At 65.5% G+C, this 15761-nt stretch carries 14 protein-coding genes; 4 read left to right on the top strand and 10 right to left on the bottom strand.

Annotation, left to right across the window (positions count from 1 at the left end):
• Positions 1-55 precede the first annotated feature (55 nt).
• The 5 genes from ABIB91_RS37875 to rsmI all read right to left on the bottom strand — a co-directional run bounded on the left by ABIB91_RS37875 (position 56) and on the right by rsmI (position 5141).
• Positions 56-1573, bottom strand: coding sequence for a type II and III secretion system protein family protein (locus tag ABIB91_RS37875; protein ID WP_354172022.1), 1518 nt, complete (start codon positions 1571-1573; stop codon positions 56-58).
• A gap of 10 nt (positions 1574-1583) precedes the next feature.
• The gene (cpaB, locus tag ABIB91_RS37870; RefSeq protein ID WP_007598472.1) at positions 1584-2387 is read right to left on the bottom strand and encodes a Flp pilus assembly protein CpaB; all 804 of its coding nucleotides are present in this window, start codon (positions 2385-2387) and stop codon (positions 1584-1586) included.
• A gap of 460 nt (positions 2388-2847) precedes the next feature.
• Positions 2848-3792, bottom strand: a complete 945-nt coding sequence (gene gshB / locus ABIB91_RS37865) for a glutathione synthase (protein WP_354172001.1) — start codon at positions 3790-3792, stop codon at positions 2848-2850.
• A gap of 10 nt (positions 3793-3802) precedes the next feature.
• Positions 3803-4204, bottom strand: a complete 402-nt coding sequence (locus tag ABIB91_RS37860) for a YraN family protein (RefSeq protein ID WP_354171999.1) — start codon at positions 4202-4204, stop codon at positions 3803-3805.
• A complete protein-coding gene (gene rsmI / locus ABIB91_RS37855) occupies positions 4191-5141 on the bottom strand; it encodes a 16S rRNA (cytidine(1402)-2'-O)-methyltransferase (protein ID WP_354171997.1) in 951 nt (316 codons plus the stop codon). The genes ABIB91_RS37860 and rsmI overlap by 14 nt, the downstream gene beginning before the upstream one ends.
• A 339-nt stretch (positions 5142-5480) precedes the next feature.
• On the opposite strand from rsmI, the gene ABIB91_RS37850 reads away from it, so the two are divergent.
• On the top strand, positions 5481-6734 hold the full coding sequence (locus ABIB91_RS37850) for a penicillin-binding protein activator (RefSeq protein WP_502917079.1): 1254 nt from the start codon (positions 5481-5483) through the stop codon (positions 6732-6734).
• Positions 6735-6855: 121 nt separating this feature from the next.
• On the opposite strand, the gene hemW is transcribed toward ABIB91_RS37850, so the two are convergent.
• Genes hemW through rph form a run of 3 tightly spaced genes read right to left on the bottom strand, consistent with a single transcriptional unit; the run spans position 6856 to position 9357 of the window.
• A complete protein-coding gene (gene hemW, locus ABIB91_RS37845; protein ID WP_354171993.1) occupies positions 6856-8010 on the bottom strand; it encodes a radical SAM family heme chaperone HemW in 1155 nt (384 codons plus the stop codon).
• A complete protein-coding gene (gene rdgB / locus ABIB91_RS37840; protein WP_354171991.1) occupies positions 7997-8632 on the bottom strand; it encodes an RdgB/HAM1 family non-canonical purine NTP pyrophosphatase in 636 nt (211 codons plus the stop codon). The genes hemW and rdgB overlap by 14 nt, the downstream gene beginning before the upstream one ends.
• 11 nt (positions 8633-8643) lie before the next feature.
• A complete protein-coding gene (gene rph / locus ABIB91_RS37835; protein WP_007598482.1) occupies positions 8644-9357 on the bottom strand; it encodes a ribonuclease PH in 714 nt (237 codons plus the stop codon).
• A gap of 181 nt (positions 9358-9538) precedes the next feature.
• On the opposite strand from rph, the gene hrcA reads away from it, so the two are divergent.
• Positions 9539-10627 (top strand): heat-inducible transcriptional repressor HrcA, encoded by a 1089-nt coding sequence (gene hrcA / locus ABIB91_RS37830; RefSeq protein ID WP_007598483.1) that lies wholly within the window; start codon positions 9539-9541, stop codon positions 10625-10627.
• A 96-nt stretch (positions 10628-10723) separates the two neighbouring features.
• Positions 10724-11338, top strand: coding sequence for a nucleotide exchange factor GrpE (gene grpE / locus ABIB91_RS37825; RefSeq protein WP_354171988.1), 615 nt, complete (start codon positions 10724-10726; stop codon positions 11336-11338).
• A 142-nt stretch (positions 11339-11480) separates the two neighbouring features.
• Here grpE and pncA read toward each other — a convergent pair whose 3' ends face one another.
• Together pncA and ABIB91_RS37815 are read right to left on the bottom strand one after the other, a co-directional pair.
• Complete coding sequence (pncA, locus tag ABIB91_RS37820; protein WP_088941363.1) at positions 11481-12203, bottom strand: bifunctional nicotinamidase/pyrazinamidase; 723 nt, start codon at positions 12201-12203, stop codon at positions 11481-11483.
• Between the two features lie 271 nt (positions 12204-12474).
• Positions 12475-13416 carry a hypothetical protein gene (locus tag ABIB91_RS37815; RefSeq protein WP_219681933.1) on the bottom strand — a complete coding sequence of 314 codons (942 nt, stop codon included), beginning with the start codon at positions 13414-13416 and terminating at the stop codon, positions 12475-12477.
• 395 nt (positions 13417-13811) lie between these two features.
• On the opposite strand from ABIB91_RS37815, the gene dnaK reads away from it, so the two are divergent.
• Positions 13812-15713 carry a molecular chaperone DnaK gene (gene dnaK, locus ABIB91_RS37810; RefSeq protein ID WP_007598490.1) on the top strand — a complete coding sequence of 634 codons (1902 nt, stop codon included), beginning with the start codon at positions 13812-13814 and terminating at the stop codon, positions 15711-15713.
• The last annotated feature ends 48 nt before the right edge of the window (positions 15714-15761 follow it).

Below are 15761 nucleotides of genomic sequence, written 5' to 3'. Positions count from 1 at the left end.
TCGTGCCCCGTCTCTCGCCCGTCTCTGCCGCTTGCCCCAAGTCGTCCGTTCGTCATCAGTCGATGATGAAGCCGAAATCACCGGGCGTGCCCGCGATCGGATCGACGCGGCGCGCGATGCCATAGAGGCGGTTCATGCGGCCGAGCAGCGCCGTCTGGGCGTCAGAGGCCGGCGCGAAGCCGTCGTCGGGCCGGGACAGTTCCTTCTGAGCCACCGCGCGCACCACATAGGGCGTCACGATCACCATCAGCTCGGTCTCGTTGTTGACGAAGTCCTGGCTGCGGAACAGCGCACCGATGATCGGCACCTGGTCGACGCCAGGCAGGCCGTTGATCGCCTGTTTGGTCTGCTGCTGGATCAGGCCGGCCATCGCCATCGAACCGCCCGAGGGAATTTCCAGCGTCGTTTCGGCGCGGCGGGTCTGGATCGAGGGGATGGTGATCGAGTTGCTCGAGCTCGAGGACAGCGCCTGGGTCACCGTGATGGCGCTCTGGTTCGACAGCTCCGACACCTCGGTCATCACGCGCAGGCTGATCCGGCCCTCGCTCAGTACGACGGGGGTAAAGTTCAGGGAGATGCCGAACTTCTTGTAGGTGATCTGGGTGGTACAAACGTGGGTGACGGGATCGCAGGCGTAGCCCGACGGAATGGGGAATTCGCCGCCGGCGATGAAGGTGGCGGATTCGCCGGAGATCGCGGTCAGGCTCGGCTCGGCGAGCGTGCGCATGACACCGGCGCTTTCCATCGCGCGCATCGTGGCGCTGACGGTCGCGAAGCCCTTGGTGATGCCGGCCACACCTAATCCGTTGTTGCTGACGATCGGTCCGCCGCTGACCGAGAACGGGTTGGAATTGTTGAAGTTCACCACCGCGGTGCCGGCGTTCAGGCTGGCACTGAGATCGACGCCCAGCTGCTTGACGATATCGCGGCGCACTTCGCCGACGACGACCTTGAGCATCACCTGGTCGCGGCCGCGCACGACGATGTTGTTGACCACCTTCTCGGAGCCGCCGACCAGTTTGGCGGCGACGTCGCCGGCCTGCTGGGCCTCGACCGGGCTCGACACCGAGCCGGTCAGCATCACGCTGTCGCCGACGCCTTCGATCTGCACGCCCGGCAGCGCCTGACGCAGCGCCGTGCGCATGCCGTTGAGATCGCGCTTCACCGCGATGTCGTAGGCGGCCACCTGCTGGCCGTCGGCAGCGAAGAACACGACGTTGGTCTGGCCGACCTGTCCGCCGATGATATAGGCGCGTTGGGCCGAGCGGATCACGGCATTGGCGATCTTGGGATCGGCGACCAGCACGTCCTTGACGTCGCGCGGCAGGTCGATGACGGCGGACTTGCCGACGCCGAGCGACAGGAAGCGCGTCTTCGCCGGCACGATCGTCCCGACCGGCGACACATCGAGATCCGCTGCCTGCATCGGCGCCTGGTCGCCGACCGGCGCATCTGCGGCGCTGACGACATCGGGGGCTGCGATGAGCCCCAGGATCAGCATCGTCCCCGTCCAGACTGAGCGCGCGCGATTCCCCCGAATGCGCATGCCCGTCCGATCATCCCCATAGTTCATCATGTCCCCATCACTTCTGTGACGTCAGTTGCCGCGCCTGTACGCCGTAGCGGATCACGTTGATCCCGGCGGACCGCTTGCTCGCCTGGTCCTCGGGCGTACTGTCGACCGAGTTGGCATCGACGATGCTGCGCAGCGCGAGTGTCAGCGTGCCGCCCTGGCGCGCTGCCGATAGCGCGGCGACCTGGTCGGGTTTGAGCTCGAGCGTGACGGTCCTGCCGACGACGGCGTTCTGGCCGTCCTTTTCCTTCGGCGCCTGGTCGATCGCGAGCACGCGGATATTGGTCAGGATCGCTTCGGACAGGATGAGGTCGTTACCGCCGGCCCCGTCAGGATTCTTCAAGCGGCGGGTCAGCACGATGTCGACGCGGTCATTCGGCAGGATGAAGCCGCCGGCGGCAGTCTCGGCCGAAATCTCGGTGGAGACCGCGCGCATGCCCGACGGCAGGATCGCGGCCATGAAGCCGGAGCCGTCGGCCTTGACCAGCTTCTGCTCGCGGATCGGCTCGCCCTGCATCAACGGCACGCGTGCGATCGAGCCTGCGATCTGGATCTGCGCCTCGGGCCTGTTGTCGCGGCGGATGAAGGCGCTGCTCGCGGTCGCCGCCGGCCAGACCTGCCATTGCAGGTCCTCGGGCTTTACGGCCTGACCGAGCTGGATGTCGTTCTTGGCGACCAGGACCTCGACCGTCGGCAGCTTTTCGGCGACAGGAAGAACGGGCGCGGGCTTGTTGTCATAGCCGCTCGCCAGATACGCAGCGACGCCGCCGGCGCCCAGTGCGATGACGAGAACGACAATGCGTGCGGTGTTCATACGCTTCTACTCTTACGCGGGGCACTCGAACCGCACCTGGCGGGTTCCCCGTGTCGATGAGTAGGCAGTAAAAGTATAAGCGGTGTTGCGAGGCCGAATGTGATCGACGGCCGCGCTGTGGTCTTTCGGCGGATGGTGAACGTCGCGTTAGCCGGTCGGCCACTGGCCCCGTAGTTTCACGCAGTGCGGCCACTGCGTTCGAACGATGCGCGCCGCGTCGTGGTGAATAGGTGGTTAGTGATGGATGAGGCGGCTTTGGTGCCGGCATGCAGTGAGATGGAAGCAACGCGCCACATCACCGCTGTCGTCCTGGCGAAAGCCAGGACCCATTACCACTGCGATGAATTGTTAGGGAGGTGATCGCTTCGATGTCCGTCAAACCGGCAGCCGGGGTAATGGGTCCTGGCTCCCGTGCGCAATTGCGCACTAGGCTAGGGCGACGTCGAGGAGGCTACGGGCCCTACCTCGCCCGCTTCTGCTCGATCACGTCCCAGAGCTTTGCGGCAACGTCCGGTCCGCCGAGCCGCGCGATGGCGCGGATGCCGGTCGGCGAGGTCACGTTGATCTCGGTGAGGTTGCCGTTGATGACGTCGATGCCGACGAACAACAGCCCGCGCTCGCGCAGCGCCGGGCCCACGGTGGCGCAGATCTCGCGCTCGCGCGGCGTAAGCTCGGTCTCCTGCGCTGCGCCGCCGCGCACCATGTTGGAGCGGAGGTCGTCGGCGGCCGGCACGCGATTCACCGCGCCGGCGAACTCGCCGTTGATCAGGATGATGCGCTTGTCGCCGTGCTTCACTTCGGGGATGAACTGCTGGATCACCCAGGACTCCTTGAAGGTCACCGAGAACATGTCGAACAGCGAGCCGAAATTCATGTCCTGCGGCATCACGCGGAACACCGCCGCGCCGCCATGGCCGTGCAAGGGCTTCATCACGACGGCGCCATGCTTGTCGCGAAACGCGTTGATCTCGTCGAGGTCGCGCGAGATCAGCGTCGGCGGCATCAGCTGCGGGAAGTTCATCACGAACAGCTTTTCCGGCGCGTTGCGCACCGAGGCGGGGTCGTTGACGACGAGCGTCTTCGGATGGATGCGTTCGAGAAGGTGCGTCGAGGTGATATAGGCGAGGTCGAACGGCGGATCCTGGCGGAGCAGCACCACGTCGAAGCCGTTGAGCGCCTCGCGCCTGGGTTCGCCCAGGGTGAAATGATTGCCGGGCTCGTCGCGCACGGTGAGCAGCTGAACCGGAGCGACGATCTCCTCGCCGACCATCGAGAGCTTGTCGGGCGTGTAATAGGACAGGCCGTGGCCGCGCTTCTGCGCCTCCAGGAGCAGCGCAAAGGTGGAATCGCCCTTGATGTTGATGCGGGCGATGGGGTCCATCTGGACGGCGACGTTCAGTTTCATGGTCTGCCTTTCAGGTCGAGGCGTCGAATGCCGCCAACACATGGCGTGGAAGTGACCGCGGCGCAATCAGCATGGCATCGAATCGCATTTCAAATTCCGCATGCTCGGGATGCGCGACGAGCCAGCCTTGCGCGGCATCGATGATGCGCTGCTGCTGGCGCGGCGTCACCGCGAAGGCGGCGTCGTCCAGCGTCGCGCGCGCCTTGACCTCGACGAAGGCGATCAAATTGCGGCGGCGCGCCACGATGTCGATCTCGCCATGCGGCGTGCGGTAGCGTTTGGCGAGGATGCGATAGCCCTTGGCCATGAGATAGGCCGCGGCGCGGCTTTCCGCGGAGATGCCGGTGCGAAACGCGGCGACGCGCTCGGGCGAGGCGATTTTCGGTTCCGCCGGGGCCTCATTCTTCGCCATCGCCGCCCCGCAACTCCTTGGCAAGCTCGAGCGCGCGGGCATAGACCTCGCGGCGCGGCCGGCCCGAGAGCGCGACCGCATGCGCCACCGCATCCTTGACGCTGTTCGCGGCGAGCTGCTCGCGCAGGACACCGTCGAGCGCATCCGATGTCAGCATCTCGGCATCCGCCGCAGGCGGAGCGATCACCAGCACAAATTCTCCGCGCGTCTCCAGCGTATCGGCGCCGCGCGCGAGCTCACGCAACGTGGCGCGCGAAATCTGCTCGTGCAGTTTCGTCAGCTCGCGGCAGATCGCGGCTTCGCGGCTCCCCATAATCTCGGCAAGCTCGGCGAGCGTGTCCTGCACGCGGTTGCCGGAGTCGAACATCACCAGCGTCGCATCGATGCGCGCAAGCTCAGTCAGGCGGGACCGACGCGCCGCCGATTTGGCCGGCAAAAACCCTTCGAAAAAGAAGCGGTCGGTCGGCAGCGCGGCGACCGACAGCGCCGCCAGCACCGAGGACGGACCGGGCAGCGCGTAGACCGCGTGGCCGGCGGCGCAGACCTCGCGCACCAGCTTGTAACCGGGGTCCGAGATCAGCGGCGTGCCGGCATCCGACACCAGCGCGATCGAGCCACCCTGCGAAAGCCGCTCCAGGATTTTTGGGCGGGCCGCTTCCGCATTATGCTCGTGATATTGCTTGAGCTGCGCGGAGATATCGTAGCGCTCGGTCAGACGCCGCGTGATTCGGGTGTCCTCGCAGGCGATGACATCGACCCCGGCGAGGGTCTGCAGCGCCCGCAGCGTGATATCGCCGAGATTGCCGATGGGGGTCGCGACCAGGTGCAGGCCCGGCGCGGCCTTCGGCGCGACAAGCCGATGGGCGTCGATGGAGAAACCGCGCGAGGCGGGCTCCGTGATCTCGGGTGTATTTATCGGGGACGGCTTTGCGCGCATAATCAAACGAACTTAGGCATGATCCCCGGAGCTGGGAACCGGTCCCCGAAAAAAGATCGTGCCTGGGCAAGGGGCGACAAAGGACTGGAATGTGATCCATTCGGCATCACATACCGCAGGGAATGAAGCGTCAGCGCCATATTCGTGGCGGAAACGCCGCCTTGATGCTGGGTGACGGACGGCGGACAGCTAGCAGAACTTGAGAGGAAGCCGCGTTAAGCGGGCATTATCCTTTTGTTTGAGTTAACTATTTGCCGACAATATGCCTGAATCCATGGCCGGTGTCGTGGAAAGAATGTCGTGACCGGCTGGCGACGGTCGGTCGGAAGAGAAACTGTCATGACGGGCCCACGTGATCCCAGATCTTCCTTTTCGGAGGAGTCTCCCGTTCAGGGGCCCCTGATGTCAGGGGCGACCCGGCGAAGCGCGCTCGGCTTGTTGCTCGGCGCGCCGCTGCTGTCGGCCTGCGCCGGCGTGCAGCAGAGCCTGAGCCAGTTCTCCAATCCGTTCAGCAGCTCCTCCCCGCCTCCGGCCCAGCCGGCCGGCCCGCCGCAACAGGCGACGACCGCCGGCACCGGCGGGGTGAAGGTTGCCGTGATCCTGCCGCTCTCGGCATCCGGCAATGCCGGCCTCGCCGCGCAGTCGATGCGCAACGCCGCCGAGATGGCGCTGGCCGAGTTCCAGAATCCCAACATCCAGCTCCTGATCAAGGACGACAATGGCAGCCCGCAGGGCGCGCAGGCCAGTGCGCAGCAGGCGGTGGACGAGGGCGCCGAGATCATCCTGGGGCCGCTGTTCGCGCAATCGGTGCCTGCGGTGGCGCAGATCGCGCGCACGCGCGGCATCCCGGTGATGGCGTTCTCGACCGATTCCAGCATTGCCGGCCGCGGTGTCTATCTGCTGAGCTTCCTGCCGGAGTCCGACGTCAACCGCATCGTCGAATATTCCGCCAGCATCGGAAAGCGCTCCGTCGCCGTGCTCGTGCCCGACAATGCCTATGGCAACGTGGTCGAGGCCGCGGTGAAGGCGGCCGTGCCGCGCCGCGGCGGGCGCATCGTCGCGTTCGAGAAATACGGCGCCGATCGCGCCACGCCGGCCCGGACCGTTGCGCAGCAGCTCGGCAGCGCCGATGCGCTGTTCATCGCCGATGACGGCGACGCCGTCGTCGCGGTCGCCGATGCGATGAGCGCCGCGGGTGCGAATCTGCGCAATATCCAGCTGCTCGGTACCGGCCTGTGGGACAGTCCGCGCGTCTATGCCAGCTCCAACTTGCAAGGCGGCCTCTACGCAGCGCCGGACCCGGCCGGCTTCCGCGCCTTCTCCGGCCGCTATCGCACCAAATATGGCGCGGAGCCCGTGCGCACCGCGACGCTCGCCTATGACGCCGTCGCCCTGGTCGCCGCGCTGGCGCGCACGCAAGGCACGACGCGCTTCTCATCCGACGTGCTCACCAATCCGTCCGGCTTTGCCGGCATTGACGGCCTGTTCCGCTTCCGCGCCGACGGCACCAACGAGCGTGGTCTCGCGGTGATGAAGGTCACGACCGGTGGCGGCGTGGCCGTGGCGGGCTCGCCGAAGAGTTTTGGGGCGTAGTTCAAGATGACGGTGCCGTAGGGTGGGCAAAGGCGCGCTTTGCGCGCCGTGCCCACCATCTTTCTGCACATGTGGTAAAAATGGTGGGCACGCTTCGCTTTGCCCACCCTACGACAGCTCGCTACGCCGCCAGATCCGCGACCACCGCGTCCAGCACCGGAAAACCGCTGCTGGTCACGCGCAGCCGTCCCGTTGCATCCACCGTGATCGCGCCTTCTTCGCGCAGCAGCGTGATGCGCTTGGGATCGAGCGAGCGGCCTGACAGCGCGCGGTAGCGCTCGGGGTCGATGCCCTCGACGAGGCGCAACCCCATCAGCAAAAATTCGTCGGCGCGCTCTTCGCTGTTGAGGAGATCGTCGGTGACGACGCCGTGCCCGTTGGTCTCGACCCGCATCACCCAGGCTTCGGGACGCTTCTCGGTAGCGGTCGCGTGCCTGATACCGTCGATGTCGAGCCGGCCATGGGCACCGGGGCCGATGCCGGCATATTCCTCGCCGCGCCAGTAGACCAGATTGTGCCGGCACTCGGCGCCCCGCCGCGCGTGATTTGAAATCTCGTAGGCGGGCAGGCCGAGCTTGTCGCAGGTTTCCTGTGTGACGTCGTAGAGCGCGCGTGCGACCGCTTCATCCGGCGTCTTCAGCTTGCCGGCTTGATGCAGGCCGAAGAACGGCGTGCCTTCTTCGATCGTCAATTGATAGAGCGACAGATGTTCGGCCGCCTCGCCGATCGCGAGACGCAATTCATCGGCCCACATCGCCGGCGTCTGGTCGGGACGGGCATAGATCAGGTCGAACGAATAACGATCGAACGAGCGGCGCGCGATGGCGACGGCATCGAGGGCCTCGCGCGCGCTGTGCATGCGACCCAGCGCTTTCAGCGAGGCATCGTCGAGCGCCTGCACGCCGAGCGAGACGCGGTTGACGCCGGCGGCGCGATAACCGGCAAAGCGCGTGGCCTCGACGCTGGTCGGGTTTGCCTCCAGCGTGACTTCAACGTCTTTCGCCACGGTCCAGTGCTTGCCGATGGCGTCGAGCACGGCGCCGACGGTTGCAGGCTGCATGAGCGAGGGCGTGCCGCCGCCGAGAAAGATCGAGGTGACTTCGCGGCCGGGCGAGCGCTCGGCGGTCGTCGCGATCTCGCGCGCGAATGCTGACGCAAAACGCGCCTCGTCGATCGCGGCGTGTCGGACATGGCTGTTGAAGTCGCAATAGGGGCACTTCGACAGGCAGAACGGCCAGTGCACGTAGACGCCGAAGGCTTCCTTAGCGCGGCTCAAGGCAGATCTCCGCCAGTTTCACGAAGGCGCGGGCACGGTGCGACAGGCCGAGACCGAGCGGCGGCAGGCCGTGCTTCTCGATGCTTTCCATTTCGCCGAACGTGCGGCTGTGGCCGTCGGGCAAAAACATCGGGTCGTAGCCAAAGCCGGCGGTGCCGCGCGGCGGCCACACCAGCGTGCCGTCGACGCGCCCCTCGACCTCTTCGAGATGATCGTCGGGCCATGCAACGCAGAGCGCGGAAACGAAATGCGCCTTGCGCTTGGCGGGCGTGGTCGCGCCGCGCTCCTGCAACAGCCGTTCGATCTGCGCCATTGCCGCGGCAAAATCCTTGTTCGGGCCGGCCCAGCGCGCCGAGTAGATGCCGGGAGCGCCGTCGAGCGCGTCGACCACGATGCCGGAATCATCGGCGAAAGACGGCAGCTTCGTCGCCTGCGCTGCCGCGATCGCCTTGATCGCGGCGTTGCTGCGGAAATCGTTTCCGGTCTCTTCCGGCTCCGGAAGATCTAATTCGCCGGCCGACACCGCCTCGATGCCGTAAGGCGCAAGCAGCTCCTTCATCTCGGCGAGCTTGCCGGGATTATGGGTCGCGATGACCAGCTTTCCGGTGATTCGGCGATGCATCGGCCTATTGACTACGCTACCGCCAGTTTCTGCAAGTCCACGAGACGCGCGACGCCCTTGCGCGCAAGCGCCATCAACGCCAGGAACTCGGCTTCCGTGAACGGCTCGCGTTCCGCGGTGCCCTGGACTTCGATGATGCGGCCATCGCCCGTCATGACGAAATTGGCGTCGGTATCGGCTTCGGAGTCCTCGGCATAGTCGAGGTCGAGCACGGGCGTGCCCTTGTAGATGCCGCAGGAGATCGCGGCGACGTTGTCGCGCAACACATTGGCCTTGACCATGTTGCGCGCCTTCATCCAGCTGACGCAATCGGCGAGCGCGACCCAGGCACCGGTGATCGAGGCCGTGCGGGTGCCGCCGTCGGCCTGGAGCACGTCGCAATCGACCGTGATCTGGCGCTCACCGAGCGCTTCGAGATTGATGATGGTGCGAAGCGAGCGGCCGATCAGGCGCTGGATTTCGACGGTGCGGCCGCTCTGCTTTCCGGCGGAGGCCTCGCGGCGGGTGCGTTCCGAGGTCGCGCGCGGCAGCATGCCGTATTCGGCGGTGACCCAGCCGCGGCCCTGGCCCTTGAGCCATGGCGGCAGGCGGTCTTCCAGCGTGGCGGTGACCAGCACGTGGGTGTCGCCGAATTTCACCAGGCACGAGCCTTCCGCATATTTGACCACGCCGCGCTCCAGCGTCACGGGGCGCAATTCGTCGGGCGCACGGCGGCTTGGCCGCATGGGAAATCCTCCAAAACTCTCGGAAAAGGGCTGTTGGCGGTGCTTGTAGGTTGGGTGAGGGTGGGCGGCAAGGGGGAAGATCGAGGCCTTATTCACCCCCGATTTTCAATCCGCCAACGGCACGCTTGTCAGAAGCGTCCGGGATAGACAAATTACCTTTATCTTAGAGGAGTTACGGTCTGTGGCCCATCACGATCCGATCCATCTGATCGCGCCGCGCGCGGGCCTCGCCCAGCTCAACGAGCGTTCTCGCGACATCTTTCGTCAAATCGTCGAAAGCTATCTCGCGACCGGGGAGCCGGTGGGCTCGCGCAATATTTCGCGCCTGATCGCCATGCCGCTGTCGCCCGCTTCGGTCCGCAACGTCATGGCCGACCTGGAACAGCTCGGCCTGATCTACGCCCCGCACACCTCCGCCGGCCGGCTGCCGACGGAACTCGGCCTGCGCTTCTTCGTCGATGCCCTGATGCAGGTCGGCGACCTCAATGATAGTGAACGGCAGGCGATTCAGAGCCAGTTGACCTCCGTCGGCCACGCGCAATCGGTGGAGGCTGCGCTCGAGGAGGCATTGACGCGGCTCTCCGGCCTGACCCGCGCCGCCGCCGTCGTGCTGACGCCCAAATCCAATGCGCGGCTGAAACATATCGAATTCGTCCGGTTGGAACCGGAAAAGGCATTGGTGATCCTGGTCGGCGAGGACGGGCAGGTCGAAAATCGCGTGTTGACACTGCCGCCGGGGGTTCCATCCTCGGCGTTGACCGAAGCCGGCAACTTCCTCAATGCCCGCATCCGGGGCCGGACCCTGGCCGAGGCGCGGCTGGAGCTCGAAACCGCGCTCGGAGAGGCGCGCACCGAGCTCGATCAGCTGACGCACAAGGTGATCTCGGCCGGCATCGCCAGCTGGTCCGGCGGCGAGAACGAGGATCGCCAGCTCATCGTCCGCGGCCACGCCAATCTGCTCGAGGATTTGCATGCGCTGGAGGATCTCGAGCGCGTTCGCCTGCTGTTCGACGATCTCGAGACCAAGCGCGGGGTCATCGACCTGCTCGGGCGGGCCGAGACTGCGGAAGGCGTGCGGATCTTCATCGGCAGTGAGAACAAGCTGTTCTCGCTGTCGGGCTCGTCCACCATCATCTCGCCCTATCGGGATGCCGCCGGCCATATCGTCGGCGTTTTGGGCGTGATCGGGCCGACGCGGCTGAATTATGCCCGTGTGATCCCGACCGTGGACTATGCTGCCCGCATCGTCAGCCGGCTCCTGGGGGGCTGACCGGCGTCTCTCCCGATCACGGGCGCTTGATTTTCGGCGTCCGAAGCACGATATGCGGGCCAGAAACCCCCTGAGACGAATGCGAAAAGAGAGCCGATGACCGATCGAGACCGGCAACCCGAAGACACGAGTGCTGCGGCCGGCGAGCCCGTGGTGTCAAAACCCTACATCATGCCCGACGATCCCGAGCCCGGCTCGGTCGAGCTCTTGCAGAAGGAAGCCGCCGAGGCGCGCGACCGCATGTTGCGGACGCTGGCCGAGATGGAGAATCTGCGCAAGCGCACCGCCAAGGAGGTCGCTGACGCCAAGCTCTACGGCGTCACGGGCTTTGCCCGCGACGTGCTCGACATCGCCGACAACCTCCAGCGCGCGCTCGATGCCGTTCCGGTCGAAGCCCGTGCGGCGGCCGATGCCGGCTTGGCCTCGCTGATCGAAGGCGTCGAACTGACCGAGCGCTCGCTACTGAGCGCGCTGGAAAAACACGGCGTGAAGAAATTCGACCCCTTGGGCCAGAAGTTCGACCCGAACTTCCAGCAGGCGATGTTCGAGGTGCCTGATGCATCGGTGCCCGCGGGCACCGTCGTGCAGGTCATGCAGGCCGGCTACACCATCGGCGAGCGCGTGCTGCGTCCCGCCTTGGTCGGTGTCGCCAAGGGCGGCGCGAAGGCCGCGCCCGCCAACAGCAACGAGCCGAACGGCGCGGCGAACTGATCGATCCTCATGGTGAGGAGGCGCGTCAGCGCCGTCTCGAACCATGCAGGCCGAGCTGCTGCAGCGGGGGCCTTCATCCTTCGAGACGCGCGCCAAGAAGCGCGCTCCTCAGGATGAGGGTCTGGCAGTTCGGTTGCGTCTCTTACGCGCTCGCGGCGATATCTGCGGACTGAATCCGCTTCACGCCGGCCTTGGCCATATCGGCCCAGGCTTTTGCGAGCGAACCCTGATTGTCGATGCCGCGGCAGGCGTCTTCCACCACATAGACCTCGAACCCCGCCTTGCGCGCGTCGAGCGCGGTCCAAGCCACGCAGAAATCCGTCGCCAGCCCCACGACGAACACGCGCTTGATCTTTCGCGCCTTCAGATAACCGGCGAGACCCGTCGAGGTTTTGCCGTCGGCTTCGAGGAAGGCCGAATAGCTGTCGACGTCCTTGTGAAAACCCTTGCGGATGATGAGCTCGGCGTGCGGGATCGCAAGGTCTTTCGACAGCGCGGCGCCGTCGGTGCCCTGCACGCAATGGTCGGGCCACAGCACCTGCTTGCCGTAGGGAAGATCGACGGTCTCGAACGGCTTCTTGCCGGCGTGGACTGACGCAAAGGAAACATGGCCTTGCGTGTGCCAGTCCTGCGTCATCACCACGTTCGAAAACGCTTTCGAGATCTTGTTGATGACGGGCACCACCTGCTCGCCTTCCTTCACGGCAAGGCTGCCGCCGGGAAGGAAGCAATTCTGCACGTCGATCACGAGCAGCGCGGATGCATCGTCCGGCTTGATCGATGCCGCTGCCAGAATTGCAGTTGGCGCGAGCGCCACGAGCGCGCTCGTCCCGAGCGCTGCCAAGACTTGTCGCCGATCCAGCATCATTCGCCTCCCTCCAGGATGAACTCAACGGAAGGGGAGCCTAGTTCCGTTCGTATACGAACAGAAGCCCGAAAATGCAGCCGGCTTTGGTGAGTCGTTGGGCTTGAGCCGCGGGTTCGGTGCACCTCGCCCGCTTGCGGGAGAGGTCGCTGCGCTCGTAGAGCGCGGCGGGTGAGGGTTCTATCCTCTGGGGGATTGTCCCCTTGCGGCGACACCCTCTCCCCAGCCCCCCGCAAGCGGGGGAGGGAGCGCATCTCATGCGCAGATGCTGCTAGCCCTTTGGCTGGATGCCGTCGCGGACCGCGCGGAAGCGGGTGAAGGCAGTCGGCCATTGCTCGCGCGGGGCGCTGGCGATGATGCGCAGCGAGGCGCCGCCGCTGCTGAAGCGGATCCACTGCACCACGGTCACCGGCGTCTTGTCCTTGCCGCTGACGCCGTCGATCCGGGTCTCGAACCCCTGCTGGCCGCTGATGCGGATCGGCTCGGACATGGTGACGCGCGACTCGCGCACGCCGGGGATCTGGAGCGCCGCCTCCTGGGCGAAGCGGGCGCGGTCGTCGGCGGCTTGCGGGGTGGCGCCGATCACGCCGAGGATGATGAACGGCTTCGATTCATAGCCGGAGCTCTCGTCGCCGTCGGCCAGGATGATGCTCGAGCCCGGCGCCAGCGTGCGAACGTCCTTGAAGTCGGCGAGATCGGTGATCTTGAACGGCATCAGCGCGATCTGCTCGTCGGCCGAGACCTGCTTGCGGGTGACGACGCTCGCAAACATCTGCCGCACCGCCTCGTCGGTGTAGATCTTGACCGCATTCTCGGGAATCTGCACCGCGACATAGCCGGAGAAGCCGGCGCCCGGCACGATCATCGAATAGCGCCGCACCGGGGTCTCGCCGGCCTTGCCGCTCTCGGTGGTGAAATAGGCAAGTCCCGCGGGCGTCTCGATCTTGTCCTGCTTGACGCCGTTGGCTCCGGCCGGATTGGAGTTGAAGGCGCTCACGACCTCGCCATAGGCCGCCGGCGGCAGCTCTGTGATCAGCACCTTGACGCTGCCGTCCTCGCTCTCGAAGCCGGGAAAAGTCTTGGCCGTGTTAAGGCCGACCAATGGCACCATGCCGAGGCGCAAGCCAGGTGGGAAAACGGCGTCGGCAGCCAGAGCCGGAAGCGCAGAGGCAACGAGGAGGACGAGCGCGGCGAGGGGGCGGATCAGCTTCATGGGCACTCTGATTGGTTCACATTGAGGCCGTTCGATGGTGGCCGGCCGGCCGTTTTGTCGCGCGAGGCGGCCTGATGACGAGCCCGGCCGGCTGCCCGCCTTTTAGCGGTTTTGGTCTGGCCGCAACAGGGCGGGGCGGGATGCTGTGACGGATGCGGGCCGATCGCGGGACCTGTTAATATTTCCTCACCCGCAAGGGCGGTGCAGCCCGGATATGTTCTTCCAAAACCCAATGTTTTCACGGCCGAAACTTGCGTTCGGTCCTTGCAGGCACCTCCCCCCCTCCTATATGACCCCCAACCATCGCAATATCGCGAATGTTTGATCTTAGGGGGTTTCGGTTCGGGTGCCTTCTGGGCCCAGCCAGCCTGCCGCAAAAACAAGGATATAGGACCATGGGAAAGGTCATCGGGATCGACCTCGGTACCACGAATTCGTGCGTCGCCGTAATGGATGGCAAGAACGCCAAAGTCATCGAGAATTCCGAAGGCATGCGCACGACGCCTTCGATCGTCGCCGTGACGGACGACGGTGAGCGCCTCGTCGGCCAGCCGGCCAAGCGCCAGGCGGTCACCAATCCCGAGCGCACGTTCTTCGCAGTGAAGCGCCTGATCGGCCGCCGCTACGACGACCCGATGGTCGAGAAGGACAAGAAGCTCGTTCCGTACAAGATCGTGAAGGCTTCCAACGGCGACGCCTGGGTCGAGGCCGACGGCCAGACCTACTCGCCCTCGCAGGTCTCGGCGTTCATCTTGCAGAAGATGAAGGAGACCGCGGAAGCCCATCTGGGCCAGAAGGTCGACCAGGCCGTCATCACCGTGCCCGCCTACTTCAACGACGCCCAGCGCCAGGCGACCAAGGACGCCGGCAAGATCGCGGGCCTTGAAGTGCTGCGCATCATCAACGAGCCGACCGCGGCCGCGCTCGCCTACGGCCTCGACAAGACCAAGGCCGGCACGATCGCCGTGTACGATCTCGGCGGCGGCACGTTCGATATCTCGATTCTCGAAATCGGCGACGGCGTGTTCGAGGTGAAGTCGACCAACGGCGACACCTTCCTCGGCGGCGAAGACTTCGACATGCGCCTCGTCGGCTATCTCGCCGACGAATTCCAGAAGGAGCAGGGCATCAACCTGCGCAACGACAAGCTCGCGTTGCAGCGCCTGAAGGAAGCCGCTGAAAAGGCCAAGATCGAGCTGTCGTCGACGACGCAGACCGAGATCAACCTGCCCTTCATCACCGCGGACCAGACCGGCCCGAAGCATCTGACGATGAAGCTCACCCGCGCCAAGTTCGAGGCGCTGGTCGATGACCTCGTCCAGAAGACCGTCGAGCCCTGCCGCAAGGCGCTGAAGGATGCCGGCCTCACCGCCGCCGAGATCGGCGAAGTGGTGCTGGTCGGCGGCATGTCCCGCATGCCGAAGGTCCAGGAAGTCGTGAAGCAACTGTTCGGCAAGGAGCCGCACAAGGGCGTCAACCCGGACGAAGTCGTGGCGATCGGCGCCGCGATCCAGGCCGGCGTGCTTCAGGGCGACGTCAAGGACGTGCTGCTGCTCGACGTGACCCCGCTGTCGCTGGGCATCGAGACGCTGGGCGGCGTGTTCACCCGCATCATCGACCGCAACACCACGATCCCGACCAAGAAGAGCCAGGTGTTCTCGACCGCCGAGGACAGCCAGAACGCGGTCACCATCCGCGTCTTCCAGGGCGAGCGTGAAATGGCGGCCGACAACAAGATGCTCGGCCAGTTCGACCTGATGGGCATTCCGCCGGCCCCGCGCGGCATGCCGCAGATCGAGGTGACCTTCGACATCGACGCCAACGGCATCGTCAACGTCTCGGCCAAGGACAAGGCCACGTCCAAGGAGCAGCAGATCCGCATCCAGGCCTCTGGCGGTCTGTCGGAAGCCGACATCGAGAAGATGGTCAAGGACGCCGAGGCCAATGCCGAGGCGGACAAGAAGCGCCGCGAGGCCGTGACTGCCAAGAACGACGCGGACGGACTTGTGCATTCGACCGAGAAGGCACTGGCCGAGCACGGTTCGAAGGTCGCCGAGACCGAGCGCCGCGCCATCGAGGATGCCGTCAGCGACCTCAAGGAAGCGCTGAAGGGCGACGATGCCGAAGCGATCAAGGCCAAGACCCAAACGCTGGCCCAGGCATCGATGAAGCTCGGCGAGGCCATGTACAAGCAGCAGGCCGAGGCCGACGCCAAGAAGGACGCGGCCAAGGACGACGTCGTCGACGCGGAATTCACCGAAGTCGACGACGACAAGACCAACAAGAAGTCCGCCTGAACCCCGCGAGGGTGATGATGCGGACGGCTTGGACCCCACACGCGCCAA

Source organism: Bradyrhizobium sp. JR4.3, assembly GCF_040547695.1.
Classification (GTDB): Bacteria; Pseudomonadota; Alphaproteobacteria; order Rhizobiales; family Xanthobacteraceae; genus Bradyrhizobium; species Bradyrhizobium canariense.
Note: the sequence above shows the minus strand (reverse complement) of the source record. Positions and strands in the feature narration are given on the sequence as shown.

Excerpts from the sequence above, each read along its gene's own strand:
- grpE (WP_354171988.1), top strand. The coding sequence starts at position 10,724 with ATGACCGATCGAGACCGGCAACCCGAAGACACGAGTGCTGCGGCCGGC.
- cpaB (WP_007598472.1), bottom strand. The coding sequence starts at position 2,387 with ATGAACACCGCACGCATTGTCGTTCTCGTCATCGCACTGGGCGCCGGC.
- ABIB91_RS37815 (WP_219681933.1), bottom strand. The coding sequence starts at position 13,416 with ATGAAGCTGATCCGCCCCCTCGCCGCGCTCGTCCTCCTCGTTGCCTCT.
- dnaK (WP_007598490.1), top strand. The coding sequence starts at position 13,812 with ATGGGAAAGGTCATCGGGATCGACCTCGGTACCACGAATTCGTGCGTC.
- ABIB91_RS37860 (WP_354171999.1), bottom strand. The coding sequence starts at position 4,204 with ATGGCGAAGAATGAGGCCCCGGCGGAACCGAAAATCGCCTCGCCCGAG.
- rph (WP_007598482.1), bottom strand. The coding sequence starts at position 9,357 with ATGCGGCCAAGCCGCCGTGCGCCCGACGAATTGCGCCCCGTGACGCTG.
- gshB (WP_354172001.1), bottom strand. The coding sequence starts at position 3,792 with ATGAAACTGAACGTCGCCGTCCAGATGGACCCCATCGCCCGCATCAAC.
- pncA (WP_088941363.1), bottom strand. The coding sequence starts at position 12,203 with ATGCTGGATCGGCGACAAGTCTTGGCAGCGCTCGGGACGAGCGCGCTC.
- rdgB (WP_354171991.1), bottom strand. The coding sequence starts at position 8,632 with ATGCATCGCCGAATCACCGGAAAGCTGGTCATCGCGACCCATAATCCC.
- rsmI (WP_354171997.1), bottom strand. The coding sequence starts at position 5,141 with ATGCGCGCAAAGCCGTCCCCGATAAATACACCCGAGATCACGGAGCCC.
- ABIB91_RS37850 (WP_502917079.1), top strand. The coding sequence starts at position 5,481 with ATGACGGGCCCACGTGATCCCAGATCTTCCTTTTCGGAGGAGTCTCCC.
- ABIB91_RS37875 (WP_354172022.1), bottom strand. The coding sequence starts at position 1,573 with ATGAACTATGGGGATGATCGGACGGGCATGCGCATTCGGGGGAATCGC.